General features: G+C 71.8%; 31 protein-coding genes and 2 pseudogenes. 12 read left to right on the forward strand and 21 right to left on the reverse strand.

Annotated elements, in window-relative coordinates:
* Positions 1–86 precede the first annotated feature (86 nt).
* Positions 87–452, forward strand: a pseudogene (locus PV682_RS39110) (Uma2 family endonuclease); the annotation flags it as partial.
* A 6-nt stretch (positions 453–458) separates the two neighbouring features.
* Here the strand turns inward: PV682_RS39110 and PV682_RS39115 are convergent.
* The gene (locus PV682_RS39115) at positions 459–956 is read right to left on the reverse strand and encodes a hypothetical protein (RefSeq protein ID WP_319736984.1); all 498 of its coding nucleotides are present in this window, start codon (positions 954–956) and stop codon (positions 459–461) included.
* A 447-nt stretch (positions 957–1,403) separates the two neighbouring features.
* Between PV682_RS39115 and PV682_RS39120 the strand changes: the two genes are divergently transcribed.
* Both PV682_RS39120 and PV682_RS39125 read left to right on the forward strand, forming a co-directional pair.
* Entirely contained in the window at positions 1,404–1,988 is a 585-nt protein-coding gene (locus PV682_RS39120) for a GOLPH3/VPS74 family protein (RefSeq protein WP_319736985.1), read from the forward strand.
* A 140-nt stretch (positions 1,989–2,128) separates the two neighbouring features.
* The gene (locus PV682_RS39125; protein WP_319736987.1) at positions 2,129–2,923 is read left to right on the forward strand and encodes a hypothetical protein; all 795 of its coding nucleotides are present in this window, start codon (positions 2,129–2,131) and stop codon (positions 2,921–2,923) included.
* Here the strand turns inward: PV682_RS39125 and PV682_RS39130 are convergent.
* The 12 genes from PV682_RS39130 to PV682_RS39185 form a co-directional block, all read right to left on the reverse strand.
* The gene (locus PV682_RS39130) at positions 2,894–4,027 is read right to left on the reverse strand and encodes a glycosyltransferase family 2 protein (protein ID WP_319736988.1); all 1,134 of its coding nucleotides are present in this window, start codon (positions 4,025–4,027) and stop codon (positions 2,894–2,896) included. The two genes, PV682_RS39125 and PV682_RS39130, sit on opposite strands and share 30 nt — an antisense overlap.
* On the reverse strand, positions 4,024–6,462 hold the full coding sequence (gene lanKC, locus PV682_RS39135) for a class III lanthionine synthetase LanKC (protein WP_319736989.1): 2,439 nt from the start codon (positions 6,460–6,462) through the stop codon (positions 4,024–4,026). Before lanKC ends, PV682_RS39130 begins: the two co-directional genes overlap by 4 nt.
* A 46-nt stretch (positions 6,463–6,508) precedes the next feature.
* On the reverse strand, positions 6,509–8,221 hold the full coding sequence (gene mpaP, locus PV682_RS39140) for a daptide biosynthesis intramembrane metalloprotease (protein ID WP_319736991.1): 1,713 nt from the start codon (positions 8,219–8,221) through the stop codon (positions 6,509–6,511).
* Positions 8,218–8,949: an ABC transporter permease gene (locus PV682_RS39145; RefSeq protein WP_319736993.1), complete on the reverse strand. Its 732-nt coding sequence runs from the start codon at positions 8,947–8,949 to the stop codon at positions 8,218–8,220. Before PV682_RS39145 ends, mpaP begins: the two co-directional genes overlap by 4 nt.
* Complete coding sequence (locus tag PV682_RS39150; RefSeq protein ID WP_319736994.1) at positions 8,942–9,679, reverse strand: ABC transporter ATP-binding protein; 738 nt, start codon at positions 9,677–9,679, stop codon at positions 8,942–8,944. Before PV682_RS39150 ends, PV682_RS39145 begins: the two co-directional genes overlap by 8 nt.
* A gap of 106 nt (positions 9,680–9,785) precedes the next feature.
* Positions 9,786–9,962 (reverse strand): hypothetical protein, encoded by a 177-nt coding sequence (locus PV682_RS39155; RefSeq protein ID WP_159052161.1) that lies wholly within the window; start codon positions 9,960–9,962, stop codon positions 9,786–9,788.
* An 86-nt stretch (positions 9,963–10,048) separates the two neighbouring features.
* Complete coding sequence (locus PV682_RS39160) at positions 10,049–10,243, reverse strand: daptide-type RiPP (protein ID WP_319736996.1); 195 nt, start codon at positions 10,241–10,243, stop codon at positions 10,049–10,051.
* Between the two features lie 43 nt (positions 10,244–10,286).
* Positions 10,287–11,528, reverse strand: coding sequence for a daptide-type RiPP biosynthesis dehydogenase (mpaC, locus tag PV682_RS39165; RefSeq protein ID WP_319736999.1), 1,242 nt, complete (start codon positions 11,526–11,528; stop codon positions 10,287–10,289).
* On the reverse strand, positions 11,529–12,779 hold the full coding sequence (gene mpaD, locus PV682_RS39170) for a daptide-type RiPP biosynthesis aminotransferase (protein WP_319737001.1): 1,251 nt from the start codon (positions 12,777–12,779) through the stop codon (positions 11,529–11,531).
* On the reverse strand, positions 12,779–13,585 hold the full coding sequence (gene mpaM / locus PV682_RS39175) for a daptide-type RiPP biosynthesis methyltransferase (protein WP_319737004.1): 807 nt from the start codon (positions 13,583–13,585) through the stop codon (positions 12,779–12,781). Before mpaM ends, mpaD begins: the two co-directional genes overlap by 1 nt.
* Positions 13,582–14,610 (reverse strand): daptide biosynthesis RiPP recognition protein, encoded by a 1,029-nt coding sequence (mpaB, locus tag PV682_RS39180; protein WP_319737006.1) that lies wholly within the window; start codon positions 14,608–14,610, stop codon positions 13,582–13,584. Before mpaB ends, mpaM begins: the two co-directional genes overlap by 4 nt.
* Entirely contained in the window at positions 14,603–15,583 is a 981-nt protein-coding gene (locus PV682_RS39185) for an LLM class flavin-dependent oxidoreductase (protein WP_319737008.1), read from the reverse strand. Before PV682_RS39185 ends, mpaB begins: the two co-directional genes overlap by 8 nt.
* Positions 15,584–15,808: 225 nt before the next feature.
* On the opposite strand from PV682_RS39185, the gene PV682_RS39190 reads away from it, so the two are divergent.
* The 5 genes from PV682_RS39190 (at position 15,809) to PV682_RS44475 (ending at position 19,016) form a co-directional block, all read left to right on the forward strand.
* A complete protein-coding gene (locus PV682_RS39190; protein ID WP_319737011.1) occupies positions 15,809–16,558 on the forward strand; it encodes a hypothetical protein in 750 nt (249 codons plus the stop codon).
* 74 nt (positions 16,559–16,632) lie between these two features.
* Entirely contained in the window at positions 16,633–17,505 is an 873-nt protein-coding gene (locus tag PV682_RS39195) for an AraC family transcriptional regulator (RefSeq protein ID WP_319737013.1), read from the forward strand.
* 66 nt (positions 17,506–17,571) lie between these two features.
* The gene (locus PV682_RS39200; RefSeq protein WP_319737014.1) at positions 17,572–17,898 is read left to right on the forward strand and encodes a hypothetical protein; all 327 of its coding nucleotides are present in this window, start codon (positions 17,572–17,574) and stop codon (positions 17,896–17,898) included.
* Positions 17,899–18,020: 122 nt separating this feature from the next.
* The gene (locus PV682_RS39205; RefSeq protein ID WP_319737016.1) at positions 18,021–18,470 is read left to right on the forward strand and encodes an RICIN domain-containing protein; all 450 of its coding nucleotides are present in this window, start codon (positions 18,021–18,023) and stop codon (positions 18,468–18,470) included.
* A 252-nt stretch (positions 18,471–18,722) separates the two neighbouring features.
* Positions 18,723–19,016 carry an RICIN domain-containing protein gene (locus PV682_RS44475; protein WP_407705819.1) on the forward strand — a complete coding sequence of 98 codons (294 nt, stop codon included), beginning with the start codon at positions 18,723–18,725 and terminating at the stop codon, positions 19,014–19,016.
* Between the two features lie 15 nt (positions 19,017–19,031).
* Here PV682_RS44475 and PV682_RS39210 read toward each other — a convergent pair whose 3' ends face one another.
* Both PV682_RS39210 and PV682_RS39215 read right to left on the reverse strand, forming a co-directional pair.
* Complete coding sequence (locus PV682_RS39210; RefSeq protein ID WP_319737017.1) at positions 19,032–19,415, reverse strand: VOC family protein; 384 nt, start codon at positions 19,413–19,415, stop codon at positions 19,032–19,034.
* A gap of 65 nt (positions 19,416–19,480) precedes the next feature.
* On the reverse strand, positions 19,481–20,017 hold the full coding sequence (locus PV682_RS39215) for an NUDIX domain-containing protein (protein WP_319737018.1): 537 nt from the start codon (positions 20,015–20,017) through the stop codon (positions 19,481–19,483).
* Positions 20,018–20,120: 103 nt separating this feature from the next.
* Here PV682_RS39215 and PV682_RS39220 point away from each other — a divergent pair, with 103 nt between their 5' ends.
* Positions 20,121–20,465, forward strand: coding sequence for an antibiotic biosynthesis monooxygenase family protein (locus PV682_RS39220; RefSeq protein WP_319737022.1), 345 nt, complete (start codon positions 20,121–20,123; stop codon positions 20,463–20,465).
* Here PV682_RS39220 and PV682_RS39225 read toward each other — a convergent pair.
* From PV682_RS39225 to PV682_RS39235, 3 genes are read right to left on the reverse strand one after another with little or no spacing between them, the layout of a single operon-like run.
* Positions 20,452–20,631 carry a hypothetical protein gene (locus PV682_RS39225; protein ID WP_319737023.1) on the reverse strand — a complete coding sequence of 60 codons (180 nt, stop codon included), beginning with the start codon at positions 20,629–20,631 and terminating at the stop codon, positions 20,452–20,454. The two genes, PV682_RS39220 and PV682_RS39225, sit on opposite strands and share 14 nt — an antisense overlap.
* Positions 20,632–20,659: 28 nt before the next feature.
* The gene (locus tag PV682_RS39230; RefSeq protein ID WP_319737025.1) at positions 20,660–21,847 is read right to left on the reverse strand and encodes a beta-ketoacyl-[acyl-carrier-protein] synthase family protein; all 1,188 of its coding nucleotides are present in this window, start codon (positions 21,845–21,847) and stop codon (positions 20,660–20,662) included.
* Complete coding sequence (locus PV682_RS39235) at positions 21,834–23,099, reverse strand: beta-ketoacyl-ACP synthase 3 (protein ID WP_319737027.1); 1,266 nt, start codon at positions 23,097–23,099, stop codon at positions 21,834–21,836. Before PV682_RS39235 ends, PV682_RS39230 begins: the two co-directional genes overlap by 14 nt.
* 248 nt (positions 23,100–23,347) lie before the next feature.
* On the opposite strand from PV682_RS39235, the gene PV682_RS39240 reads away from it, so the two are divergent.
* Positions 23,348–23,743: a type II toxin-antitoxin system RelE/ParE family toxin gene (locus PV682_RS39240; RefSeq protein ID WP_319737030.1), complete on the forward strand. Its 396-nt coding sequence runs from the start codon at positions 23,348–23,350 to the stop codon at positions 23,741–23,743.
* 11 nt (positions 23,744–23,754) lie between these two features.
* Complete coding sequence (locus PV682_RS39245) at positions 23,755–24,045, forward strand: helix-turn-helix domain-containing protein (protein WP_319737032.1); 291 nt, start codon at positions 23,755–23,757, stop codon at positions 24,043–24,045.
* A gap of 11 nt (positions 24,046–24,056) precedes the next feature.
* Here PV682_RS39245 and PV682_RS39250 read toward each other — a convergent pair whose 3' ends face one another.
* Positions 24,057–24,239, reverse strand: coding sequence for a DUF397 domain-containing protein (locus tag PV682_RS39250; protein ID WP_319737035.1), 183 nt, complete (start codon positions 24,237–24,239; stop codon positions 24,057–24,059).
* On the reverse strand, positions 24,236–25,159 hold the full coding sequence (locus PV682_RS39255) for a helix-turn-helix domain-containing protein (protein ID WP_319737036.1): 924 nt from the start codon (positions 25,157–25,159) through the stop codon (positions 24,236–24,238). Before PV682_RS39255 ends, PV682_RS39250 begins: the two co-directional genes overlap by 4 nt.
* Positions 25,160–25,175: 16 nt before the next feature.
* Here PV682_RS39255 and PV682_RS39260 point away from each other — a divergent pair.
* Positions 25,176–25,582, forward strand: a pseudogene (locus PV682_RS39260) (ATP-binding protein).
* Positions 25,583–25,637: 55 nt separating this feature from the next.
* On the opposite strand, the gene PV682_RS39265 reads toward PV682_RS39260, so the two are convergent.
* Positions 25,638–26,219 (reverse strand): TerD family protein, encoded by a 582-nt coding sequence (locus tag PV682_RS39265; protein WP_319737038.1) that lies wholly within the window; start codon positions 26,217–26,219, stop codon positions 25,638–25,640.
* Positions 26,220–26,258 lie beyond the last annotated feature (39 nt).

The raw sequence follows: 26,258 nt of genomic DNA on the forward strand, positions 1-26,258 counted from the left end.
GACACCACCCCCCGGGTCATGGTCGACAGGGGGCAAAAGTCATGCCGGGCCAGAAGGCCGGGAGCCTCATGATCGAGGCCGTCTAGAAGGTAACGGGGGAGATGACCGCGCGGCTCGACAGGAGGAGCCGCTTCGAGCCGGACGTCCTGGTCACCACCGCCGCGTACGACCCCGACCGCACCTGGTACGCCCCCGAGGACGTCGTCCTGGTCGTCGAGGTCGTGTCCGAGGAGTCGGCGGCCCGGGACCGTTCCCTCAAGCCCATCAAGTACGCCCAGGCCAAGATCCCGCACTTCTGGCGGGTGGAGGACGAGGGCGGGGCGCCGGTTGTGCATGTGTACGAGCTCGACACCATGACCAGCGCGTACGTCGCTACGGGCATCTACCGGGACCGGCTCAAGGCCGCCGTGCCCTTCCCGCTGGACCTCGACCTCGGGAGCCTCCTGCCCTGACGGGCGTCAGAGCAGCGGCGCCGTCCACTGTTCCAGGACGGCTTCGCGGTCGCGGGAGTGGAGGGTTTCCGTGGGGTGGGTGGTCGTCCACCAGTCGGTGAGGGTCGCCGGGGAGGCCGTGCCGCGGACGAAGTGGGAGAGGAGGGCGAGGGAGAGGTCGACCTCGCGTTGGGTGTAGGCGGTGGCCGCGGCCGAGGGGGCCGTGGTTTCGATGGTGTGGTCGGGGGTGTGGATCAGGACCGTCAGGTCCGGGGGGTCGGCCGGGGTCCAGACGTCCAGGGCCGCCGCCGCGACCGACGCGGCGCGCAGCGCCCAGCGGGCGGGGGCGGAGCGGATGGGGATGTGCTCGATCTGGATGTCCGTTATGGACGGCCAGGGGATGACGTGGGGGGCCGGGCCGGTGATCGAGAGTTCCGTGGGGGAGAGGAACACGCCCGTGTATCCCTCCGCCGGGGGCGCGCCCAGGCAGACGCGGGCCTCCTCGATCCAGTACAGGCCGATCATGGTTCCCCGTGAGGTTTCCAACGTCAGTTCCGTTCTTCAGGGCCGAGTCTCGATCATGGCGTTTCTCACCAAACTCTGCATTGATCGTGGCGAAGTCCCGTGCTTAGTCTGGCGCACGAGCACCTCGACAAGTGCCTGGACGGGCCGGTCGGGGCGGCCGTCGGGGTCGCACCCCGCCGCCGGGGAAGACCAGTTCTCCGCTCGATGGCGCCGCAGCGATCCTGTCCTGGCGTCATGCACGCAAGGGGGATTGAAATGTACAGAACAATCACACGATCCGTACCACTTACACGATTCACACGTAACCCGGACGGCCCTCGAAGGCCCCGTCCGTGAGGGCCTCTTCAGCCCCGCCTCCTCCTGCGCGTCCGCAGGAGCGCACGGCATCACGGAGGTACCCCCTCCGACTCCTTTTGTTCACCTCTCTGTGAAAATCCGGGGGATTCAATGACCACGAATCTGACCACCGGCGAGCAGATCGTGCTGCTCGCGCTCGACGAGAAGACCGGCGACCTGCGGGAGGCCCCGCTGCGGGTGTCCCTCGCGGCCTCGGCGGCGGCCCTGCTGGAACTGGAACTGCCCGAGCCGCGGAGCGCGGCGGCCGGCCTCATGGACGAGCACCGGCGCGCGCACCCCGAGGAGACGCCCCGGGAGTGGCTGCTGGCCGTGCGCGAGCCCGCGCTCGACGCCGCCTACCAGGGGCTCCTGGAGAAGGGCATCGTGCAGGAGCAGGGGCGGCGCGTCCTCGGCGCGTTCGGCTCGGTGAAGCACCCGGTCACCGACCCGTCCGAACTCGTCGCGCTGCGCGGGCGGTTGACCGCCGTCCTCGCGGAGGGGCAGGAGCCGGACGAGCGTACGGCCGTCCTGCTCGCCGTCCTGCGCCACTCGGGGCTCACGGCCGTCCTCCCGCAGGGCTTCGACGAGCGGCTGACCGCGCTCACCGAGGAGCAGGGCCAGGCCGCCGAACTGGGCGACGCGATCCGGACGACGATCGGCGCGCTCACGGCGGTCATCGCCACGGCCGCGCTGTGACCGACCCGCAGTAAGAGCCTGTGTCGCGTCCCCGGTCGGATCGGCGCACGGGATGTGACACAGGCTCCCATCCACCCGCACCACCACTCGACTCGACCACGGGGGAAACAGTCGTGAGTGTTTTCGTACACCCAACACCCTTGCCTCAGACCGGCGAGGACATCGAGAGCGTCGGACGGCTGCTGGACGAGCGGCTCCAGAAGCTCCAGGCGGAACAGCAGGAGATCCTGTCGTTCGGCTACTCCCTGATCCGGCAGTCGCTTCTGCGGCACCCCGCCGGGGAGTTGCGCCAGGACGACCGGAGCGTCTGCGACTGGGCCGTGGACCTCACGGCCCGGGCCCGGCGCGAGATCCTGACGATGCAGCCGGAGCGCACCCTCACACCGGAGGCGATCCTCGCCGCGCGCCGCGCCGGCCTGGCCTGCCTGCGGCGCGGGGTGACCGTGAAGGTGCTGGCCCAGAGACGGGCCCTGGCGGACGAGGCCGCGTCCGCGCTCTTCGCCGAGCTGATCCGGCACGGCGCGCAGGTCCGGCTCCTCGACGGCGAGTTCCAGCGCGTGCTGATCGCCGACCGGGAGACCGCCCTCGTCCAGGCGGACGGCGACACCGCACCAGGCACCGCACCCGACGACACCGCACCCGGCCGCGCGCTCGTCGAGCAGGGGCCGCTGGCCGGCGTCCTCCTGTCGTTCTTCGACCTGTGCTGGTCGAAGGCGGTGGACGCGTCGACGCTCCTCGACCCCGTCCTGCTGGACGGCACGCACCTCAAGGTCCTCCAGGCCATGGCGCGCGCCGACAAGGACGAGGTCGGCGCACGCGAACTCGGCATCTCCGTCCGCACCTACCGGGGCCGGGTCGCCGAGCTGCTGAAGCACCTCCAGGCGGCGACCCGCTTCCAGGCGGCGCTACGGGCGAAGGAGCTGGGCCTCATCTGACCGGGGCCGGGGGGCGGGCGCGGCGGAATGCGATACGCCGGCCCGCCCACCGGCATCCGGCAGGCCCGCCCGTCCGCCGGGCACGCCCTCGGCCAGGTCCCTCACCAGCCGCAGCACCCTCGGCTGGACCGAGGGCACCAACTCGGCCGCCCGGCGGGCGTGTTCGGCCCGTGAGCACAGGAGGTTGCGGGCGATGGCGTACCGGCCCGCCGACGGCACCAGCACCAGTTCGTCGAAGAGGCGCACCTCGCCCGAGACCACGCGCCGGATCTCCTCGTCCAAGTCCCCGGCCCAGTCACGGGGTTTCACCAGCTCGCCCGACTCGTCCATCCGCCGGTACCACTCCCGCGTGTCCGCGAACACGGCCGCGCGGAACGCCTCGTCGTACCGGCCGGAGCGGAGTTCGCCCAGCAGGGCGTGGGCCCTGCGCGCGTCGTCGACGACCGCCAGCGGCAGCCGGTGCGGGCGCGCCATGCGGTTCCTGCGGGTGGCGCCGTCCATCAGCAGGGCCGCCGTCGGCTCGACGACCGTACGGAAGCTGTGGCCCGCGTCGGCGACCCGCAGCCACAGGTCCCAGTCCTCCAGGCCCGCGCCGCCCCGCCAGCCGCCGACGCCCTCCACGACACCGCGCCGGTGGCCCGCCCGCGACGGCTCGAACATCGGGCCCAGGAGCTGGAGTTGGGGGTGCCAGAAGGCGGACAGCGGGGCGAACTCGGCGGCTTCGGCGCCGGCCGCGTCGTGGTACGTGCAGCCCGTCACCGCGAAGTCCGCGCCCGTGCGCAGCAGTTCGAGCAGGACGTCGAGGTGGCGGGGGCGCCAGAGGTCGTCGTGGTCGAGGTAGGCGATGAACTCGCCCTGGGCGAGGGCGAGTCCGGCGTTGCGCGGGGCGCTGGGGTGGCCGGTGCGGTCGAGGCGGTGGAGCTTCACGCGAGGGTCGGCGCGCGCCGCGTCCCGTACGTGGTCGTCCGTGTCGTCGTCGGAGCCGTCCGAGACGACGAGCAGCTCCCAGTCCTGGACGGTCTGGGCGCGGACCGAGTCGATGGTCTCGGTGATCTTCCGCGACCTGTTGTACGTCGGGCAGATCACCGACACGAGCGGAGTCACAGGAACGCCAGGGGAGTCGAGGTGTTGCGGGCCAGCAGGACGCCTGCCGCGCCGGTCGCCAGGTCCGTCGTCAGGCGGACGTTCTCCAGGCCGAGGAAGGCGGGGGCGCCCTCGTGCGGGACCTCGTACAGGCGGAGGTGACGCGCGTCCGTGGGGCCGCCCAGCCGGGTCGCCGCCAGCAGGACGCCCGCGAAGCCGTGGAAGAGGCCCACGGTGTGGGGTACGCAGTCCAGGGCCGAGCGCAGGACGGTGTCGCAGGCCGACTCGTACTGGGGGTCGGGGCGTTGGCCGAGGTACTCCTTGAGGACCAGGGCCGTACCGCCGCTCCCCGCCGCGAACGTGGGCCGCGTGCCGGCCGAGCCGGGCGTCCAGCCGTCGTCCGTCCAGCCGAGGGCGCGCAGGTCGGCGTCCAGGAGGTCGTGGGCGGCGTCGAGGAGCGCGGTGTCGGGGGTGAGGGCGTGCAGGCGCAGCAGGAGCAGCGCGGTACCGGCCCGGCCGCGCAGCAGCCCCGCCTCGCCCCGCCGGGGCGGACGGTCCGCCGCGCTCTCGACCAGGCGCTCGGCGTGCAGGGTGGCCTGCTTGAGCGCGGCGTCGTCGCCGGTGGCGCGCGCGAAGTACAGCTGGGCGAGCCCGAGTCCGGCCCGGCCGTCGAGCAGCGTGTCGTTGACGGGCTCCCCCACGCCCTCCAGAAGCGCGGCGGCGGAGTCGGTCCGCCCGAGGTGCTGGAGGACACAGGCGACACCGGAGGTGCCGGTGTAGAGGCCGGGGGCCGGGTGGACGGTCCGCCGCGCGGCCTCCGCCAGCCAGTCCACGTGCGCGGCGGGCACCTCGGTACCGGTCTCGGAGAGGGCCCAGAGGACCCCGGCGGCCCCGTAGGCGAGACAGGTCCCGCCCTCCGGGAGGAGGAACTGCGAGGTGTCGCCGGGGTAGAGGCGGTCCTCGCGGGCGGGGGTGGCGGTGGCGAGGATGCCGGAAGCGACCGAGGACGTGGGCCTCTCCACAGGGGTCACGTCCTGGTCCTGGACGCCCGCGCCCAGGTCCGCCCGTACCTTCGCGCCGAAGTCCGCCGGCACCGGGTACCGCGTCTCGATCAGCTCGATCAGGTGGTCCAGTTTCTCGGGGCCCCAGGCGAGCAGGCTGGTCAGGGGGAGGAACAGGGCTATCCGCAGGCAGCCCAGGGCGTAGCGGTCGATGGACGGGCCCCGGTGGGTGGGCGGGGCTGCGAAGCCGGGGGCCGCGTGGATCTGGCGGGACGTGAGGTCGGTCGTCGCCGTTTCGAGGTCGATGAAGGCGATGGAGTCGTCGGGGCGGACCATGATGTTGCCGGGGTGGAGGTCGCCGAAGACGACACCCCGGGCGTGCATGGCCTGGACGCCCTGGTCGATCTGGTCGAGGACGTCGACGGCCCAGCGGGTGTACTCCGCCGTCCGGGCCGGGTCGGCGGACGGGGACGCCGGGTTGTCGCGGGTCGTCCGGATCGCGAGGGTCTCGCCCTCGACGAACTCCCGGACCAGGAAGTGGTGTTCGTGTCCGACCCGGGCCTCGATCAGGCGGGGGACCCAGGGCAGCCCGGCGAGGCGCTCCAGGCAGTCGCGCTCGCGCTGGAGGCGGGCGACGGCGTCCTCCCCGTGCGTGTCGATCCCGGCGAGGGGGCGGGCCTCCCGCAGGAGCACCGGCTCACCCGTGCGCGTGTCGGTCCCCCGGTACACGCCGCCCCCGTTGGAGAAGTGCAGGGCGCGTTCGGGGCGGTACGGGAAGTCGTGCAGCGTGCCCGCGTTGCGCGCCTCCAGGGCCGGGGCGAGGCAGTCGGGGATGGTCACCCACTCGGGGGGCCGGAAGGAGGGGCCGCGTACGTCGGGGACGAGGTTGCCGTCCGGGTCCTCGATGCAGGGGACGGTGTCGCCCTTCGCCGTCTTCATCACGCGCGCGACGAACCCGCCGTAGCGGACGTAGAGGGGGCCGGACCGCCAGCGGAGGTCGCTGAGGATGTACGGGCCGCGCTCACCGTCGAGGAGGTCGCCCAACTCGGCTAGGACGGAGGCGAGTCGGGTCTCGTCCTCGGGGTAGACGGTGATGAACTTGCCGCTGGCGCCCCGGTCGCCGTACTTGCCGTTGCGGCGCAGCAGCACCTGCCGGCTGCGGATGAACTTGAACGCCATGCGCTGCTCGACGAGCCACGCCCAGGACCGGTCGAGGACGGTCCGCGCGTTCTCGGAGGTCGCCGAGACGTGGACTTTCCAGCCCTGCGCCGGGAGTTGGTACCCGTGCGGGGTGAGCATCGTCCAGTCCGTGCCGGTGTGGCAGGACCAGTCGGCGGGCGGCTCGGACGCGTGGAGTGCGAGGAAGTCGTCGTCCGGGTCGGAGGCGTCGGCCTCGGTCCGGTCGAAGAAGGGGGTTCCCGGCGCCAGGAACATCACACGCCGATACGCGTCCATGTCAGGTTCAACCGCTTTCAGGAGTACGGGAGTTCAGGGGGCAGCGTCAACGCCAGAACGGCGCCACATACTTCAGGTACAGCCAGTCGCCGAGGCTCCGCTGCCCCGCGTCCACCACGGCCTGCCCGGTGGTCCCGGGCGCGAGCCGCGCCCCGTCGAGGACCACGCCGTGGACCGGCACGTTCAGCGAGTCGAGCCCGGTCACCGGCACGAACGCCGAGAACGGCACCGACAGTCCGACGAACCCGCCGGACGCGACCGTCCCCGTACCGAGTTCCTTCTGGAGGACGACGCCGCCGCTCGTCAGCCGCACCTGCGCGCCGGGCGAGATCGCGTCCCGGTCGGTCGTCCCGGTCGCCACGAGGACCGTCCGGCCCCGCGCCTCGACGACGAAACCGCCGGTCACGGTGTACGGCACGGAGATGCCGAGCAGCGCCGCCGCGACGACACCGGCCGCCGCGAGGGAGACGGTGACCCGGCGCCAGGCCGCCGACCCCGCCGTCCGCGCCTCCGCGAGCAGCTTGAGAACACCGACGTACACGCGCAGCGACAGATAGCCGAGGGCGATCGAGACGAGGACGGCGCCCACCATGCCCGCGCTCTCCAGGACCGAGCCCCAGAGGCTGAACGCCATGCTGACGACGTACAGCGGGAACAGCATGCAGGCCAGCCCGAACAGCGGCGCCCAGTCGACGCCGGGCAGCGCGCGCTCGTACCGGCCGCCGAACAGCAGCCGCGCGACGAGGCGGCGGGCGTCGGTGATGGAGCGGTCGCGCAGGTGGGAGACGTCGAGGTGGCTCATCAGCGCGAGGTAGCCGTCGAGCTTGACGAACGGGATCGCGTTGAAGAGGCCGGAGACGTAGTTGGTGACGGTCAGCAGGAGCAGGAAGTCGCGCAGCCCCGCAGGGCCCCCGGCGAGCGCCACGGCGACCGAACCCACGCCCGCGAGCCCGGCGATGAGGCACTGCGTGGCGATCCCGGCGAGGGCGACGCGGACGCGCTGCCGGTTCCTCGGCAGCCGCCAGCCGTCCGAGACGTCGCAGAAGAACGCCGGGGTCAGGTAGAAGAGCATGAAGCCCATCCGGCTCGGCCGGCCGCCGTAGTGGCTCAGGACCAGGCCGTGGGACAGCTCGTGCAGCATCGTGCCGCAGTACGTGACGACGAGCAGCGCGAGCAGCGCGGGCCAGGAGACCGGCTCGGACAGGGCGGCGACCGTCGTCCGCGCCTGGACGGCGAGGGCCAGCAGCCCCGACCCGGCGAGGAGCGCCGCGACGATCCCCCAACTCCGGTGCGCGAGGCGGGCGGTGAGCGGGCGGAACACGTTCAGCATGCGTTCCGGGCGGACCACGGTGAACTGGATCGTGAGCGGCGGCACGAAGGTGATCCGGCGCTCCCGGCGCGGCTCGTTCGCCGGGTCGTCGAGGAGCCGCCCGCGCTGGGCCCGCGTCAGGCCCTCGCGGACCAGCTCCACCGACCAGCCCAGCTCCCGCGCGATGTCCCCGGCGTCACGGGTGCCGTCGGCCAGCGTCAGCAGCCTCGCCATGCCCTCGGCGACCCGCAGGTAGCGCTGGGAACCGGACTGGACGAGCCAGGGGGCGCCCTCCTCGACGGGTTCGTGGACCCGGACGTCGGGGGCGAGGCGGGGGCGCTCGGGGAGGAGGGCCGGGGGTGCCTCGTCCTGGGCCCGCTTGCCGGGTACGCGCTTGAAGCCCCGGCGACGGCCCTCGCCGGCGCCGGTCTCCTTCAGCGCCGTTCTCACGGCAGGTCCCGGCGCAGGAACAGGGCGCGGGCCGCGATCGTGCCCGCCCCGATCCACAGCGCGAGCACCAGCAGGGCCCACGGGATCGGCAGCAGGTTCTCGTTGCCGCCCCGGTACACGGACGCCATGGCCTCGTCGATGGTCAGCCGCCCGACCGACGGGACCAGCCGCAGCAGCCCCTCGCCGACCAGCCAGGTACTCACCAGCAGGACGATGATCGCGGCGACCTGCTGCCGGATCAGCAGCCCGAGCAGCGCCCCCCACACCGCGCCGACCACGATGGTCAGCATCACCCCGAGCAGCGTCCACGTCGTGGTCGCCGTCCACTCGGGCCCCCGCTCGCGCCCGGCGAGGAACAGCCACGGGCTGACGGCGGCCAGCGCCCCGGCGGCCAGCGCGAACACCGCGCCGCAGCCGGTGACGGCGACCAGCTTCGCCGTCAGCACGCGCGCCCGGCCCCCGCCCAGCAGCACCGACCGGCTGATCGCGCCGTTCCCGAACTCCCGCGTCACCGCGAGCATCGCGATCACGGCGGCGGCGAGCTCGACCATGAACCAGCCCTGGACGAGCGTGGAGGTGATGTCCCCGTTGGCGCCGCTCTTCGCGTCGTCCTGCTGGACGAACCCGGCGTCGGCCATCACACACATGAGGACGATGAACGCGGCGACTCCCCACCAGGCGCGCCCGGTCCAGATCTTGCGCCACTCGGCTGCGATCAGGTCACGCACGGACGTCCTCCTTCGCAACGGGACCAGCGGGACCGGCGAGGTCGAAGAAGCGGCTCTCCAGGCTGAGTTCGCCGTCACGGGTCAGCTCGGCGGTGCTGCCGCTGTAGCGCAGGGTCTTCTGGACGATGACGATGTCGTCGGCCATCTGCTCGACCTCCGCGAGGATGTGGCTGGAGACCAGCACCGTGCGCCCCTCGGCCGCGAGGGAGCGCAGGAGTTCGCGCAGCCAGCGGATGCCGTCGGGGTCGAGGCCGTTGGCGGGCTCGTCGAGGATGAGCAGCTCGGGGTCGGCGAGGAGCGCGGTGGCCAGCGCGTGGCGCTGCCGCATGCCCTGCGAGTAGTCGCGGACCTTGCGGTGGGCGTCGGAGGCGAGTCCGACCTGTTCGAGGACGTCGTCGACGCGGGTGCGGGGCAGGCCGATGGTCTTCGCCCAGATCCGCAGGTCGGCGCGGCCCGAGGCGGCGGCGGAGGGGCCGATGCCGTCGATGCTGACGCCCACGCGGTGCGCGGCGCGCGGCAGTTGGGCGTAGGGGTGGCCGAAGATGGTGGCGGTGCCCGCGGTGGGGCGGGCGAGCCCCAGCAGCATCCGCAGGGTCGTGGTCTTGCCGGCCCCGTTGCGTCCGAGGAGGCCCACCACCCGGCCCGAACGGACGGTGAAGGTCACGTCCTCGACGGCGGTGAGGTCGCCGTAGCGTTTCGTGAGTCCTGTGATGTCGATGGCGTCGGTCACGCCATGTCCTCCCCTGCGGCTCGGGGCCGCACGTATATTCGTTCGCAGCGGCCCTGCTCCGGAGGCCAATGGCCGGCCTCCGGAACAGGGCGGTGTCCGTTCAGGCTCAGGTCGCGATGACCGAGGTGACGGCGATGGTGCTGTAGGCGGTGCTGACGCCGGCCGAGATGGCGGCGCTGGCGAGGAAGCTGTCCCACCAGTCGGGGGCCTCCATGCCCTCCAGCTCCTCCATGGCCAGTTCCTGCATGGCCAGCTCCAGAGCGGGGTTCGTGTTCTCCTTCATTTCTTTCACCTCCTTCCGGGCGTTGCGGTTCGGTGGCTCAGTGGTTCGGTGGCTCACTGGCTCAGTGGCTCAGCCACTCAGCCGGCTCAGGTGGCGAGCGTGACGATGGAGACGTACGAGATGACGCCCCCCGCGCTCAGGCCGCCGACGGCGCTGAGCGCCGCGCTCCAGCTGAAGTCCGGGGCGTCGAGCGCCTCCAGCTCCCGCATGTCGAGCTGCTGGTCCAGCTCCTGGAGAGCCAGCTCCAGGGGCGCGGACGTGGTGTTGTCCACGGTCTGCATGGTGTTTCCCCCTCCCTTGGTGTTTCGGGTCGTCCGCGGGCTTTTACCGGCGGAAGTCTGTGGTGTGCGGCTGCCGGACGGCTCCGGTCAGCACTCGCCGTACGTCGGTGAGGGTGAGCGCGCCCAGCGTGGGCAGCCCGTCCCCCCACGCGCGCAGCGTGGACCGGGCGATCAGCTCCGTCCGCTCCTCGCTCGCCTCGACGTCCCGGCCGATCAGCCAGGCGTCGAGCAGGGCCTCGATGCCCTCGACCGGGTCGGCGGGCAGCGCCGGGCGGTGGGCCGAGGCGACGGCCTGCCAGAGGCGGTGCAGCCGGGGCGCCGAACCCCAGGGGACGTCGCCCTCCGCGATCCGCCGCCACAGGGGCGGCAGTACGGCGGCTGCGGCCGTCATCTTGCGCAGGCCGAGCCCGGTGGACAGCTCGTTGGCGAGGTACCAGCCCTTGCAGGCGGCCGGGTCGCGGCCGGCGTTGAACCAGGGCCCGTGGCTGACGCCGCTGAGCTTGGCGATCTCCAGCCGCAGCGCGTCCCCGGCTTCGAGACCGGCCCGCCGGACCGACGCCAGCTCGGCGCCCAGCTCGGTCATCCGCCGCAGCAGCGTCAGCGTGAACGCGTCCTCCGTGGGCAGGTCCCGCGGGTCCCCGACGTACATCCCGGCGACCCGGAAGAACACCTCGAAGACGCCCTCGGCGAGCAGTTCCACGGGCAGCGTCCGGGTGGCGACCGGGTCGAGCACCGCCACGTCCGGCTGGAGCCCGCCCCCGAGCACCAGCCGCTTGCCCTGCGGCCCGGCGAGACAGGCACCGCCGCTGAGTTCGCTGCCGGTGCCGACGGTGGTCGGCACGGTGACGACGGGTACGGCGGGCTCGGCGTCCGCCGGGAGCAGCACCAGACCGCTCCGGCCGCGCGCCGCCAGCCGGTCCCGTACGACGGGGGCCGCGCTCATCAGCGCCGCGAGCTTGGCCTGGTCGAGGAGGGTGCCGCCGCCGACGGCCACGACGAGTTCGCTGGTCCGCAGCCGGTGCGCCAGCTCCGTCACGCTCTCCAGCGTGCCGGGGCCTTCGGGGACGTACCGCTCGACCGTCCGGTCCGCCCAGCGGGCGCAGGCGGTGATCCGGTCGACCGTCTCCGAGTCGGCTACGGCGGGGTCGGCGAGGAGGGTCAGGGTCCGGGCCTTCGAGTGGCTGAGCCACTTGGCCTCTTGGTGGCTGAGCCACTTGGCCAGTCCGCCGATGCCGTGCACGACCTGGGTGGGGCGCCGGGGGCTGAGGTTCCACACGGTGTCCACTCAGACCGCCTCGGCCTGGCGGGCGTGCGCGGCCACTCCGGCCCGTACGCAGTCCAGCAGTTCGGTGACCTCGTCGTCGGTGTAGACGAGCGCGGGCAGGATCTGTACGCCGTTCACGCTCGGGTGCACGATCGCGCCCGCCGCGCGGATCGCGGCGACGACCCCCGGCACCTCCCCCTGCGGCAACGGCTCCCCGCCGGGCGTCCGCAGCCGGATCGACCGGAAGCAGCCGATCCCCGTCGTCCCCGAGACCAGCGGCTCGGCGGCGACCAGCTCCGCGAGCTTCTCGTCCAGCACCGCCGACAGCCGCCGCGCGGAGGCGACCGCGTCGAGCCGGCGCATCTCCTCGACCGTGGCCAGGATCGCCGCGCAGGTGACGGGCGTTCCGGCCTGCGTCTCGCCGTGCACGAAGACGTCTCCGGCCGCGTCGAAGGGTTCGGCGAGCGCGCTGGGCAGCAGGACGGCCGCCGCCGCCTGCGTGCCGTTGGTCAGGCCCTTCGAGGTGATGAGCAGATCCGGCGGGGCGGGCCAGCGCTGGGAGGCGAAGAAGTCCCCGGTGCGGCCGAAGCCGGTGGCGACCTCGTCGGCGACCAGGAGGAAGCCGTACCGGTCCCGGAGTTCGAGCAGCGTCGCCACGTACTCCGGGGTGAGGGCCACCGCCCCGCTGCCGAGCACCGGCTCCACGACGACCGCCGCGATCCGGCCGCCCTGCTGGGCCGCCAACTGGGTGATTTCCTCGATGGAGTTGGGGGCGACATGGCGGACGAGCCGCTGGTCGACGCCGTACACGGACTGGCCGAGGTTCTCGCCGGTGAGCGCGAACCCGCCGAACGTCAGGCCGTGGTAGCTGTCCCGCAGGCCGACGACGAGCTTGCGGGCGCCGTCCCCGCGCAGGGCGTGGTGGTGCCGGGCCAGCTTCATCACGAGGTCGTTCGCGGCGCCGCCGGAGGTCGAGAAGACGACCCGGCCGTAGTGGTCGGCGCCCGCCGCCTCGACGAGTGCCCGCGCGGCGCGCCTGGCGTAGACGTTCTCGTACCGGAACACCGACAGGTAGGAGGCGTCGCGCAGGGCGTCGGCGCACGCCTGCGCGATGGCCTCGTTGCCGTAGCCGAGGTTCGCGTTCCACAGGCCGCTGGAGCCGTCGAGCAGTTCGCGTCCGTCCAGGAAGCGGATGCGGACGCCGGACGCCGAGACGGCGCACAGGTCGTCCGCGCCGTGCAGACGGGGTTCGAGCAGGGAGGGCCAGAGCATCACGCGGCCTCCGCTTCCAGGAGTACGCCGGTGTGGCGGGCGGACGCGGCGGGCAGGGGGTGCCGCGCGACGACGCGCAGACCCGCCGCCGCCAGCTCCCGCGCGAGGTCGTCGGGGGGCAGGACCCGGATCGCGGTGGTGAACACCGGTACCGGTCCCGTCGTGGGGATCTCCCGCTCGGGCGCCAGGATGGTCACCTCGCGGACCTCCTGGCCCGCACGCCAGTGCTCGATCATCCGGTAACGCCGGCCGCTGGCACCCGTGGCCTCCAGGTCCAGGTCCTCGCCGTCGTCGCGCACGTCGACGGTCGAGAACAGGAACCTGCCGCCGGGTTCGAGGTGGGCGCGTACGGCCGCGTAGAGCCCGGCCCTGCCGTCGGCGTCGAGGAGGGAGATGGACGTGGTGCCGAGGACGACCACGGCGAACCGGGCGCCCAGGTCGAAGGCGGACATGTCTCCCTGGACCACCGTGCAGCGCGCCCCGAGGCCGGCCGGGGCCTCCGCGAGCCGCTCCCTGAGGAGGTCCACCATGCTCTCCTTCAGCTCCAGCGCGGTGACCTCGCGGCCCAGCGCGAGCAGGGGGAGCGTCAACCGGCCGGAACCGGCGGCGAGTTCGAGCACCGTGCCGGGGACGGCACGGACGGACCGCGTCAACTCCCTGATCTCGGTGGTGTCGGCGGCGGCGAGGTCGTGGTAGACGGGGGCGCCTGCGGGGTCGTAGAGGTCGTGGACGTCGGCCCGGTCGCCGTAGGCGGCGAGGATCTCTCCGGCGAGGCCGGGGAGCGCCGCGACTGCGGTGGTCGTCATGCGGCCACCTCCGGCACGGGGATCCCCTTGTCGGCGAAGAAGGCGAGGACCCGTTCGACCTCGGCCCGCTCCGGGTGGTGCGCCACCGCGCCGGCGGGACCGAGCACCAGCACCAGTTCCGCGATCTCGGCGGCCCGGCGCCCGAGCTGGAAGGTCCGGCCCGGCACCCTGACGTACGCCAGCTCCGGCGTCCAGCACAGGATCGGCGCATCGGGGTCGTCCGCGTCCAACGCCCCTTGGAAATCGGTGAGTTCAGGTACGAGCCGGTGGCCGAACCCTGAGACCCTGGGCTCGGTGACGCCGCGCGTCTGGAGGTCGCGCAGGACGTCGAGCACCGCCAAGTAGCGTGCGAGCCAAGGCCGTTCGTGCACGGCAGGCCCCCGCAGCGACTCCGGTACGGCCGCGCCCAGCGGCACCGCGCCCGGCACCGCGCTCGCCGCGTCCAGCCGCTCCCACTCCGCCCGCAGGGCCGCCGCCGAGTCCCCGACGGTCCCCAGCCGCAGCCCCTGCGGAGACACCGAGACCCCGCCGTCGCGGCCCACGTAGAGCCTGGTCCCCGGCCCGTCGCCGGGCACCCGCGCGCCCAGCGCCGCGACGTCCGCGAGCTGCACGGCGGGGCTGACCGCGAAGGAGGCGAACCGCCCCTCGGCCCGCGCCGCGTCGGCGTCCGCGAGGAACAGCTCGAAGTCCGTGTCGCCGGACATCCGCACGAGCGTCGTCCCGAGCAGCGACATGTACGGGCTGACGCCGTAGTCCTGGATCTGGAGGAACAGCACGTCGTCGATCGACGCGTCGCCCTCGGAGCCGCTCAGTGAGCCCTCGTACCCGACGATCGTGGCACCGCCGCTGTGCTCCGCCCCCGGTGCGAGGACCAGCGTCCCCGGGCCGACGACGTCGGAGCCGAGCAGCGCGTCCAGACCGGCCGCGTCTTCGAGGACGACGGTGGCGGCGTCGCCGCCCAGCGGGCGCCCGGTGACCCAGGACCGCAGATGGTGCCCCACCCGGGCGATCAGTTCCTCATTCACCGGAGTCCCTCCGATCCGCGCCGACGGCGGCCAGGATCTTCTTCATGTCGTCCATCGCGGCACCGGCCCCGTAGAGCCGGCACACGCCCGTCAGGTTCAGCACGATTTCATCGACCCCGGCGTCCCGATATTCGTCCAACTGCTTCACGACCTGGTCGATATTCCCGTGGACGAACGCCCCGGAATCCGCCATGAGCCGCCCCGCCGATTTCGCATCGCGTTCGGCGAAGTCGATTCCCGCTTTTCCGAGCATGTCGATGTAGTGCGGCGCCTGCATATGCGCTGAATTGCTCGCCAGCACGAATTCGGAGACGTCCCGGTCGGGCCTTTCCAGCGCCACCGGCACCATCGCGGTGATCCGTGGCGCGGTCCGGCCGGCCAGGCTCGCCCCCTCCCGCAGCGCGGGGCGGACGACGCCGTCGAGGTAGGCGGCGGGCGTCAGCCAGGTGATCGCCACGTCCGCGACCTCGCCCGCGAGGCGGGCCATGCCGGGGCGCAGCACGCCGAGCCCGAGGCGTACGGGCGCGGACATCGCCGGGCCCATTCCCGCGTGGCAGGTGTAGAACTCGCCGTCGAAGTCGACCGGTTCCCCGCTGAGCAGCCCCCTGACCACGGTCATGTACTCGCGGACCGCCCCGAGCTGGCTGCGGTACGGGGCGCCGAGCAGGCTCTGCTGAAACGTCTTCGCGCCCGGCCCGAACCCCGCCACGACCTCCTCGCCGGTCGCCATCGCCAAGGTCTTCACCTTGTGCGCGGCCTCGAAGGGATGCCGCAGCGGCATCAGGGTCACCCCGAGCCCCGTAGGCACCCGGAACCCGGCACCGGCAACCGCCGAGAAACTCTGAAAAGGCTCCATCAACAGGCTCTGCCCCTGCCAGAGCCGCGCGGCCCCGGTCCATTCCACGAGTGCCGCGAAAGGCAGAACCTGTTCCGTCCGGCGCGGCAGAAAGGGCACCAGTATCGAGTAGTCCACGCTTCCCCCCTACCGCGAATTCCGACTTCGGCTGCTGACGTCGTGAATATTTCCAGAGGGATCTGTGGGAGCGCAATGACTTTCGCTGCAACTTGATGCAGCATTCCCTTGCAGAAAACTGCCGACCCCCGGCAGCCCGCAGCCCGCGCACACTGCCGACCCCTCACCTCACCCCCGCCCGCCCCCGCCGCCGATGATGGGGCGGGACGAGGAGGGCGGGTACGCATGCCGGTGACCGGAACGGCCTGGGGCAAGGTCGAGAGGGAGTTCAGCGCGGGGCGTGCCCGGGGGAGGGGAGCCCTCCTCGTCCTGCTGGCGGGGGTGCCTGCGGCCGTCGCCTGGGTGGTGTTCGCGGTGTGGATGCCGGCGACGGCCGAGGAGTACGACGCGTACCGCGTGACGGGCGTGTGCGACGGCCCGCTCCGGGCGGGGGAGGACTGCCTGCGGGACGTCCCCATGCAGGTCGACGAGGTCAAGCGGCACCTCAGAAGCGGCCGGCAGCTGACGGCGACGGCGACCGAGGCGCCGCTCTGGACGTACCGCACCTCCTTCGGCGACAGCGGCCCCCTCGCGGACGAGCTGCGCGAGGGCGACGCGTTCACCGGGACGACCTGGCGGGACCGGCTCGTCGGGATCGCGAAGGGCGAGGTCCGCCAGCACACCTCGGACGAGCCCCGCGACGAACCCCAGCCGCAGGCGGCGCTCGGCACGTACGCCGCCCTCCTCGCCGGGTTCCTTCTCGCCCTCGGCGCGGTCCGTCTCGTACGCCCCCGCAAGCACGCCCGTTTCCTGCCGCCGCCGTACACGCGCCGCCTCGCCCTGAGCGTGGGTGCCGTATCGGGCGTCGTGGGGATCGTCGGGGCCTGGACCGGTATGCCGTGGTGGCTGAGCCCGCCGCTGATCGTGCTGGTGTCGGCGCCGGTCGTGGACCTGATCCTGAACTGGACCGACGAGCCCAAGCTGGAGCTGACCTGACCGGGCACGGAATGTCGGGTCCGGCGCCCTGTCCCCTTCCTACCGTGGACCCGTCACCAGGAAGGACACCGGACATGCTGGAGCACCTCAACCGGGCGATGGACCACATCGAGGCCCGCCTCGACCAGGACCTCGACGCCGCCGACCTCGCGAGGATCGCCATGACCTCCGAGTACCACCTGCGCCGCCTGTTCTCGGCCCTCGCGGGCATGCCCCTGTCGGAGTACATCCGGCGCAGGCGGCTCACGCTGGCCGGCGCGGAGGTCCTCTCGGGCGAGCGGACGCTCCTCGACATCGCGACGACGTACGGCTACGGCTCGGGCGAAGCCTTCGCGCGGGCGTTCCGTGCCCTGCACGGCGTGGGCCCGGGCGAGGCCCGGCGTACGGGTGCGGCGCTGTGCTCCCAGCCCCGGCTGTCCTTCCGGCTCGTCGTCGAAGGGAGCAGCAGCATGCGATACCGGATCGTGGAGAAGGGGGAGTTCCGTGTGGTGGGCAGGAAGGCGCGGGTGCCGCTCGTGCACGAGGGCGTCAACCCGGCCATCGCCGACTTCATCCGGGGGATCGGCGCGGAGACCATGGCCCGCATCGGGGAGTTGTCCGACGAGGAGCCCCACGGCGTCGTGGGCGTCAGCGACCAGCTCGACCCGAGCCGGGCGGAGGGCACCGAACTCGACTACTACCACGGCGTGTTGACGTCCCCGGGCCGGAAGATCCCCGAAGACCTGGACGTCCTCACGGTCCCCGCCGGGACCTGGGCGGTCTTCGAGAACTCCGGGGAGTTCCCGCTGGCGTTGCAGTACCTGTGGCGTGACGTGTTCACCCAGTGGTTCCCGTCGAACCCGTACGAGAGCCGGCCGGGGCCGGAGATCCTGCGGGTCGCACTGCGGGAGGCGGGCACGGAGGCGGACGCGGCACTGTGGATCCCGGTGGCGAAGTCGGGGGCGTAAGGAAAGGGGGGCGGGCGCGGATCGAAGGGCCCGGCGGGGGGCCGGGGCGAGCACACGGTCGACTTCGTGCCGTACGACCGCGTCCCCGGCACCCTGCTCCGGGTCCGCCCCGGCCAGGTCCAGCGCTTCGGCCCGCGCGGCAAGCTGAAGGGCACGCACCTGCGCTTCACGCCCGCCTTCCCGCCCCCGTTCCCCGGCTCGGAGAGCCTCCTCGCGCCCTGGCGCCGACAGGTCGCCCGCCCTGCCCCCGACCTCTCCCTCACCGCGCTGACCAAGGAGTACACCGAACAGCCCGTCTCCGCCATCGCCCACTCCCTGGGCTTCGGCAAGACGACGAACTTCAGCAAGTTCTCCACGAGGATGACGGGGGTCGTACCGGGGGCTTCAGGGTAGTGGGTCGGAGTTCGCCGGCTCCCCGCGCTGGACGCCCTGTTCGCGTCCGCTTTCCCTGTACTTAAGCCCCGCGCGCCAGCCCGGCCCCCGGCGAGCAGCCGACGCTGGCACGATCACCGTCCATGACATTCACGAGGACGTCCCTGGTCGCGGGTGCGGCGATTGTTCTGTCCATCGGCAACGCGGCCCTGTTCGCCCCCACCGCGAGTGCCGCGGGCAACACCTGGATCCGCAGCTCCACCACCGGCTACTGCATCACCGCGGCGCCCAACGGCTCCGTCTCCGGCCAGGCCTGCCGCTCCGGTGACCTCACCCAGCTGTGGGCCCGCGTCGGCTCCCAGATCAAGCGGGCGTACGCGAACCAGTGCCTCGACAGCAACGCCAACGGAAACGTGTACTGGCTGGAGTGCAACGGCGGCAACTACCAGAACTGGGACTACCAGACCTCGGGCCAGTACATCCTCGCGAAGAACCGCCAGACCGGGAACTGGCTCTACAGCATCCCGAACTCGACCACGATCATCGCGACGTCGCGCACGGCGGACTACTGGTGTTTCTCGGGCGGCGAATGAGCACCCCTCCCCTCTTCACACCACCCTTCGAGCACAGGAGCCACCCCATGACGCCCCGCACCTGGCGCACAGCCTTCCTCACCGCCCTGGGCGCCACCGCGCTCGCCCTCTCCAACACCCCGGCGTCCGCCGCCCCTTCGGGCTGGCACGAGCTGGAGAACTTCCAGACCGGCCAGTGGGTGTTCCTGCACGACGGCTCGGCGGAGACCCAGGACCGGATCTCCATCCCCCCCGCACAACTTCGCCTTCAACCTGAAGGAGGGCGGCTACTACGAGATCGTCCAGAACGACGCCGTCTGGAAGTGCCTCGACAGCAACGCCGCCGGCAGCGTCTACGGCCTCGGCTGCAACGGCGGCGACTACCAGCGCTGGCGCGTCGACGAGCTCGGCACCCGCTGGAGCGACTGGGAGCAGCGCAACGTCCGCGCCTACCGCATCGTCAACAAGGCCACGGGCCGCTGCCTGGACGCGAACTACCAGGGCCAGATCTATACGCTGGGCTGCAACGGCGGCAACTACCAGGTCTGGTACCACGAGAACCCGTGACGCGGGCCCCGCCCGCTAGACCACCGGCACCCGCCGCCGCAGCAGGCAGAACTCGTTCCCCTCGGGATCGACCAGCGGATACCAGTTCTCCTCCCCGGTCTGCCCGATCTCCGCGTGCCGCGCCCCGAGCGCCAGCAGCCGCTCCAGTTCGGCCTCTTGATCCCGGTCCGTGGGACTCACGTCGATATGAAGACGGAGTTTCACGGGCCGGGCGTCCCCGCTCGGACTGAGTACGACGGTCGGCTGCGGCCCCCCGAACCCCACCCCGGGCGGCCCGATCTCGATGCTCCCGTCCTCCTCGCGCCCCACCTCGACGTACCCGAGGACGTCCCCCCAGAAGGCGGCGAGCCGCTCGGGGTCGGCGCAGTCGATGACGAGTTCACTGATCCGGCATGCCATGGCGGCAGTCTACGAACCCTTGACAGCCGGACACCGGCTTCGCTCTGTTCCTTCTCGGCGGTCTCTCACACCACCCACGTGTAGTTCTCGTCCGTCACCGCCTCCAACCCCGCGTCACCGACGACCGCGCGGGGGTCCGGCAGGGCAGTCAGCGCAGGGCCGATGGGCGGGAAGATCGGCAGGTCGGCGGTCGTACGGTAGTCGACCCACTCGACGACACCGGTCTCGTACGTGCCGTCGGGCAGCTCATCCAACTCCCGCTCAGCCAGCCCTCTTTGTGTCTCCGCCGTGATGTGGAGCCGGTAGATCAGGTGCAGCTTGCGCGGCGGCGTCGGCCCGGGGCGGCTCACCCGCTGGTCGATCACCCAGACGAGGCCGCCGCTCTCCGCCTCGTCGACGTCCAGCGCGAGTTCCTCGGCCAGTTCCCGGCGCAGCGCCTCGCGGAAGTCCTCGCCGGCCTCCACGTTCCCGCCGGGCGGCGTGTAGTGGACGGAGTCGGGGCGGTCGCGGCGGATCAGGGCGACCTTGTCGCCGCAGAAGACGAGTGCGCCGACGCGGACCTTGATCCGGGAGAACGGGGGGTCGTCGGAGGTGGAGGTCATGGGGGCCAGTATCGAGGGCGTACCCCGTGGCGTGACCCCGGCGGAAACGCGTCCCGCTCGAAAGTGGTGGATCGCCGGGCCCGTCCCGCCCTACCGTGGCGCCATGAGCGACCACCCCGAAGCACCTGTCCCTCCCTTCGAACCCCCGTACTACGTCTCCGTGTTCACCACCATCCGAGCCCAGGACCAGGAGGGTTACGCCGAAACCAGCGCCAGGATGGAGGAGTTGGTGAAGGGCATCCCCGGCTATCTGGGGATGGACCACGCGCAGACGCCGGGCGGGCTCGGGATCACCGTGGGGTATTTCCGGGACGGGGAGGCCCTCGGCGAGTGGGCGGCGAACGAGGAGCATCGGGCCGCGCAGAAGCGGGGCCGGGAGCAGTGGTACGAGAGCTACTCGCTGCATATCGCCAAGGTCGAGCGCAGCAGCGGGTTCACGCGGGGATAGGGGCGGGCCGGACCACGAACGGGCCGGGGTACGCCAGGGTTTCGCTGTGCCTCACGACCACCGACGGCCGCAGCACCCGTACGGACCCGATCGCGCCGGTCGCCGCCCCCGCGACGTACGCCGCACTCAGGCAGTTGAAGCCGACGGCGTCCACCGCACGCGCCAACTCCAGTATCCGGCGCGTGCCGTGGACATCAGTGTTCCCAACTGCGCAGAACCAGCGCCGTGTTGTGCCCCCCGAAACCGAAGGAGTGGCTGACGGCGACCGCCGGGGCGGCGGTGCGGGCGGTGGTGACGAGGTCGAGGCCGGCCGCGTCGGGCGTCGACAGCCCGGCGATCGGCGGGACTTGGCCGTACGACAGGGTCAGTGCCGTGAGTGCCGCCTCCACCGCCCCCGCCGCGCCCAGGAGATGGCCCAGCGCGCCCTTCGCGGAGGTCACGGACGGGCCGTGCGGAAAGCAGCGGGCGATCAGCGCGGCCTCCGCCTTGTCGTTCAACGGGGTGGATGTGCCATGGGAGTTGACGTGGTCCACGTCGGAGGCGCCCGCGCAGGCCGCCGCCAACGCCCCGCGCACCGCCCGCTCGGCGCCTCTCCCCGTCGGGTCCGGCGCCACGGCATGATGCGCGTCGCCACTCGCCCCGTACCCGGCGAGGACCGCGTACGCCCGCCGCCCCCGCCGCCGGGCGTCGACTCCCCGCTCCAGTACGAGAATCCCGGCCCCCTCCCCCATCACGAACCCGTCCCGCGCCGCGTCGAAGGGCCGTGACCGCCCGCGCCGCGACAACGCGCCCATGCTGTCGAACCCGGCGATCCACAGGGGGTGGACGGCGGCGTCGGCGCCCCCGGCGAGGGCGATGTCGCAGACGCCGTCCCGCAGCAACCCCATCGCCGTACCGATCGCCGTCGCCCCCGAAGCGCAGGCCGTGGAGACCCCGGAGACCGGGCCGCGCGCCCCGACCCGGAGGGCGACCTGGGCCGCCGCCATGTTGGGCAGGAACATCGGGACGAGGTACGGGGAGAGCTGGGCGCCGGACAACAGGCGTTTGTGCTGGGCGAGTTGGGACTCGGTGCCGCCGAAGGCCGTACCGACGACCACGGCGACCCGCTCCCCGTCCCAGTCCCCGGGGTCGAGTCCCGCGTCGGCGAGCGCCTCGTCGGCGGCGGCGAGAGCGAACCGGGTGTGGCGGTCGTACTGCCAACTCTGCTTCAGCGCGGGCGGATCGGGGATCGTGCACGCGAACTCGGCGTTGAGGCCCTTGAGTTGTGGCACCCGCGTGGCGGTCGGCCGCCCTTCCAGCACCGTGCGCCACGTCGCCCCACGGCTCGTACCCCCCGGCGTCACCAGCCCGATCCCGGTCACAGCGACCTCAGTTCCGTTCATCGCGCGCCTTCTCCACCAGCGCGGCCGTCGCCGCGACCGTCAGCCCGGGGTCCGCCTCCGTGTCCGGCAGGGCGATCGACCAGTGGTCGGAGAGGGTGACGAAGAGCTCGACGACGGCGAGGGAGTCGAGGCCGAGATCGGTGAACGTGGCGTCGGGCGCGGGGGAGTCGGCCTCGAACTTCGTCGTCAGGAGGTGCACGAGGTGGTCGTACACGGGGGAAACCGTGGGTTCGGTGGTCGTCATGGCGGGCTCCTTCTTCGGATCGGGCCAGGTCAGCGCGGCGGAGCCCCAGGTGAGGCCGCCGCCGAACGCGGTGAGGAGAGTGCGGGTCCCGGGCGGTACGGCGCGGCGCCGGACGACGTCCGCGAGGACCAGGGGGATCGAGGCGGCGGCCGTGTTGCCGACGTCGCGGATGTTGCCGTGGCGGTGCTCGGCGCCGATGCCGAGGCGGTCGGCGACGGCGTCCAGGATGCGCTGGTTGGCCTGATGGCCGACGAACGCGCCAACGGTGCTGGCCGGCCAGTCGAGTTGGGCCAGCGTCCGCCGCGCCGAGGCCGTCATACGGCGGACCGCCTGGCCGTACACCTCGCGGCCCTTCATCCGCAGCGTGTGCGCGGCCGTGCCGTCCAGCCGCGCCGGGTCCGGCCAACGCGATCCGCCCGCCTCGATCATCACGTGGTCCGCGCCCGTGCCGTCGCTGCCGAGGTCGGTGGCGAGGATCGCGCCGGGTTCGTCGCGGGTGCCGAGGCCCAGGACGACCGCCCCGGCGCCGTCGCCGAACAGGATCGCCGTGTTGCGGTCGGCGGGGTCGACGATCGTGGAGTACGTCTCCGCGCCGACGACCAGCGCGGATGTGGCCATGCCGGCGCGGATCCAGGCGTCGGCCGCGGCCAGGGCGTACACGAAGCCGGAGCAGACCGCCGCGAGGTCGAAGGCGGGGACCGTGCCCAGGCCGAGCCGGCTCGCCACCTCCGGGGCGGTGGCCGGGCAGGGGTGGTCCGGGGTGGTGGTCGCGAGGACGAGGAGCTGAGGCGGGGGGAGCCCGGCGAGCGCCTCGCGCGCCGCGCTGGTCGCCAGGTCACCCGTACTCGTGCCCGGGGTGACCCTGCGTCTCGTCGCGATACCCGTACGGGTCCTGATCCAGTCGTCCGAGGTGTCCAGCCCTGAGCCGACCAAGTCATCGTTCGTCACGGTGAGTTCGGGCAGGCAGGCGCCGACACCTCGGATCACCGAGGCGGGGGTGGGGGACATGCGATCACTCGCTCTGTGAGTGGGGGAGGAGCACGCCGGGTTCCAGGAAAGCGGTTGTGGACACCGGGAGTCATCACTCACACGGGGGGCGGTCGGGGCGCCAAGGGAGGTGCGGCGGGGAGGGACGGGGCTTGTACGGGGTGAGGGCGGGAAACCGAGGGCCCGGTCAGCGGCCGTAGTCCTGAGGCGTGAAGGCACGTTGTACTCACAACCTTGCCCCACATATTAGCCCATGCTAATATTCCTGAGTGCCCGAACCTTACGAGCTGCGGTTCTTCGAAGACGTGCTGGACTGGATCAAGACGCTGGCCAAGGAAGACCCGGACAGCCACCTCCATGTCATAGCAGCCTTGGAGCGGCTCCAGGAGATTGGCCCCGCGCTTCGCCGTCCGACAGTCGGCGCGATCGAAAGAAGCCGCTACCGGAACATGCGAGAACTACGCCCTCGCAGTGGCGGGACCGTCAGCATCCGGATGCTGTTCGTCTTCGACCCTGAACGCCGGGCCGTCTTCCTGGTGGCGGGCAACAAGGCAACCGGACGGCAGTGGGCAGCCTGGTACCCGAAAGCGATCAAAGAAGCGGACGACAAGTACACGGCCTATCTTGAAGCACTGGAGCACGAGAAGAAGGGGCAGAGCAAATGAAACTCGGCACTATGGCCGACCTGACGGCTGACATCACCCCTGAGAAGCGCGAGCGCATCGACGCCATCAAGGCGGAGATGGCAGACGCGGAGCGGGGACACGAGCTGGCCACACTCCGTAAAGCCCAGGGGTACACGCAGGTTCAGGTCGCGGCGGCCATGGGAGTCACCCAGGGGAGAGTCAGCCAGATCGAGCGGGGCATCGCCAGCCTGGACACCTCGACCATGGCTGCCTACCTGCACGCGATCGGCGGCGAGCTGACCATAACCGCCACCGTGGGGAACGTCTCGGTGAAGCTGTAGACGAAAGTCCGTCAGCCGGCCGCGCTCTGGAGGAACGCGGTCCAGGTGGCGGGTTCGACGGTGAGGTACGGCGCTTCGGGGGTCTTGGAGTCGCGGATGTGGATCGCGGAGGTGGCGGCGGCAACCTCGACGCAGGCGGCACCGTCAGGATTGCTGTAGCTCGACTTGACCCACCGAAGTGCCGTGTTGCTCATAGCCCTTGCTCTCCCAGCATTTGGTCCAGCTCTGCCCTCGTCTCGTCGGGGCTGAGGGCCTGTGAACGCAGCATCCCATACCTCTGGGTGAGCACTGCAATGTCTTTCAGATCTGCGATCAGTTGGTTGCCCTTCTGGCTGTCCATGTAGGCGAGCCGGTCGTTGTCGGGGGTCTCCAGCAGGACGAACGGTCCATCGAGACCCGCATGGCCCGGCCGGTCCAACGGCAGGATCTGAATCGTGCAGTTGGTCAGGTCGCAGCACTCACGGATGTACCGAAGCTGCTCCAGCCAGACCTCTCGTCCCCCGACCGGCATCCGCAGCGCGGGTTCCCAGATCACGAAGGTCGAGATCGGCGGCTCGTCCCGGTGCAGGATTCCCCGTCGCTCGGCGCGATCCGCCACCGCCTCGGCGAACTTCTCCTCGCTGAACGCCGGTAGACGGCACCGAAATATCGCGTGGGCGTACCGGTCCGTCTGAAGCAACCCGGGGATCACATGCACCTCGAACCACGAGATGAAGAGGGCCCTGGTCAGCTCCCTGAGGAACTCGTCCGCCCACAGCGCGATCAGATCCACCTCGGGCAGATGCTTCACCAACCGCCCCAGTACCCCGCCCGTCTCCAGAAAGTCGTCGAGTTGTTCCGCCGTATCCAGCGGAAGCGGCCTCCTCCCTTGCTCATACGACGTAAGGCTGCCCAGACTGATCCCGAACGCCTGCGCCAACTCCGCCTGCGTGTACCCGGACTTCATCCGGAGCGCGGCCAACGCCGCGCCAACCATCTTGTGTGCCGTGGCATTACGCCGGGGCTTCTTCGCTCCCATGCCGCCCAACTCCCCATCCACACGCCATTTCTCACTGGCGCGCGCTGGTACAAACTCGATGTACCAGCCGGGCCACTGCCACATGATGTCCACCACCCGCAACCCTCGTCCCATGAACGTGGAAACCCACCTCCCCACCACCCGCGAGCGCCTCTACCCCCGCGCCCGCCGCTCCGTCCCCGCCGCCCGCGACTTCACCCGCACCACGCTGACCACCTGGAACACGAGGGCCCCCCCGACGACGTCCTCCTGTGCGTCAGCGAACTCACCACGAACGCGCTCCTGTACGGCGTCCCCCGGGGCCGCTTCTTCCTCCTGCGCCTGCGCCCGCACGGAGACGCCGGCGTCAGGGTGGAGGTGCACGACAGCGGGGACGGCACGCTGCCGGTCGTCCCCGTGCCGAGGGAGGACGGCGGCAGGGGCCTGCTGCTCGTCGCGGCGCTGGCGGACAAGTGGGGCGCGGAGAGGAGGAACCCGGGGAAGGTGGTGTGGTGCGAGTTCGGCGCGTACCGCCGGTAGCCCCGGCCCGACGACCCCGCACCCCCCGTTCGATCCAACCGTGCGCGCGGTTGCGTCACAAATGCCGGTCGATGGCGGGCAGGAGGTCCTGGAAGGTCGCCCCCGAGGCGGGTTCGCCGAGGGCGGCCAGCTGCCAGCCGGCGTCCGTGCGGGAGACCTTGGCCATGATCTGCGCGGTGTGGGAGCCCCCGCCGGAGAGGGTGTAGCGGGCGAGTTCCGCGCCGGTGTTCTCGTCGACAAGGCGGCAGTACGCGTCCTCCACCTCGTCGAAGGTCACCCCGGTGAAGGAGTTGACGGTGAAGACGATCTGGTCCACCTCGGACAGCAGCCGCGTGAAGTCGACGGTGATGGCCTCGTCGTCCCCGGCCCCCTCCCCGCCCGTGCGGTTGTCGCCGGAGTGCTTGACCGCGCCGAAGGTGGAGACGAGGTGCTGGAAGAAGACGACCTCCACGACGGTCCGGCCCGAGTAGAGGACGGCGGACGCGTCGAGGTCGATCTCGGCGGGACCCATCAGTTTCCCGAAGAACCCCTTGCGGGCCCGCGCCTGCCAGCCCAGGCCCATGCGTACGCAGGTGAGGGGGGTCGTGTCGGACTTGGCCAGGCTGATGGTCTGGCCTTTGGTGAGGGTGATGGACATGGGGAGCTCCCGAAGTCGGTCAAGTGAGAGGGACGGGGG

Origin of the sequence: Streptomyces niveiscabiei (assembly GCF_033794345.1) — a bacterium.
Lineage (GTDB): Bacteria > Actinomycetota > Actinomycetes > Streptomycetales > Streptomycetaceae > Streptomyces > Streptomyces niveiscabiei.

Excerpts from the sequence above, each read along its gene's own strand:
- PV682_RS39115 (WP_319736984.1), bottom strand. The coding sequence starts at position 956 with ATGATCGGCCTGTACTGGATCGAGGAGGCCCGCGTCTGCCTGGGCGCG.
- PV682_RS39120 (WP_319736985.1), top strand. The coding sequence starts at position 1,404 with ATGACCACGAATCTGACCACCGGCGAGCAGATCGTGCTGCTCGCGCTC.
- lanKC (WP_319736989.1), bottom strand. The coding sequence starts at position 6,462 with ATGGACGCGTATCGGCGTGTGATGTTCCTGGCGCCGGGAACCCCCTTC.
- PV682_RS39155 (WP_159052161.1), bottom strand. The coding sequence starts at position 9,962 with ATGAAGGAGAACACGAACCCCGCTCTGGAGCTGGCCATGCAGGAACTG.
- PV682_RS39160 (WP_319736996.1), bottom strand. The coding sequence starts at position 10,243 with ATGCAGACCGTGGACAACACCACGTCCGCGCCCCTGGAGCTGGCTCTC.
- mpaD (WP_319737001.1), bottom strand. The coding sequence starts at position 12,779 with ATGCTCTGGCCCTCCCTGCTCGAACCCCGTCTGCACGGCGCGGACGAC.
- mpaM (WP_319737004.1), bottom strand. The coding sequence starts at position 13,585 with ATGACGACCACCGCAGTCGCGGCGCTCCCCGGCCTCGCCGGAGAGATC.
- PV682_RS39190 (WP_319737011.1), top strand. The coding sequence starts at position 15,809 with ATGCCGGTGACCGGAACGGCCTGGGGCAAGGTCGAGAGGGAGTTCAGC.
- PV682_RS39195 (WP_319737013.1), top strand. The coding sequence starts at position 16,633 with ATGCTGGAGCACCTCAACCGGGCGATGGACCACATCGAGGCCCGCCTC.
- PV682_RS39205 (WP_319737016.1), top strand. The coding sequence starts at position 18,021 with ATGACATTCACGAGGACGTCCCTGGTCGCGGGTGCGGCGATTGTTCTG.
- PV682_RS39210 (WP_319737017.1), bottom strand. The coding sequence starts at position 19,415 with ATGGCATGCCGGATCAGTGAACTCGTCATCGACTGCGCCGACCCCGAG.
- PV682_RS39215 (WP_319737018.1), bottom strand. The coding sequence starts at position 20,017 with ATGACCTCCACCTCCGACGACCCCCCGTTCTCCCGGATCAAGGTCCGC.
- PV682_RS39220 (WP_319737022.1), top strand. The coding sequence starts at position 20,121 with ATGAGCGACCACCCCGAAGCACCTGTCCCTCCCTTCGAACCCCCGTAC.
- PV682_RS39230 (WP_319737025.1), bottom strand. The coding sequence starts at position 21,847 with ATGAACGGAACTGAGGTCGCTGTGACCGGGATCGGGCTGGTGACGCCG.
- PV682_RS39235 (WP_319737027.1), bottom strand. The coding sequence starts at position 23,099 with ATGTCCCCCACCCCCGCCTCGGTGATCCGAGGTGTCGGCGCCTGCCTG.
- PV682_RS39245 (WP_319737032.1), top strand. The coding sequence starts at position 23,755 with ATGGCCGACCTGACGGCTGACATCACCCCTGAGAAGCGCGAGCGCATC.
- PV682_RS39250 (WP_319737035.1), bottom strand. The coding sequence starts at position 24,239 with ATGAGCAACACGGCACTTCGGTGGGTCAAGTCGAGCTACAGCAATCCT.
- PV682_RS39265 (WP_319737038.1), bottom strand. The coding sequence starts at position 26,219 with ATGTCCATCACCCTCACCAAAGGCCAGACCATCAGCCTGGCCAAGTCC.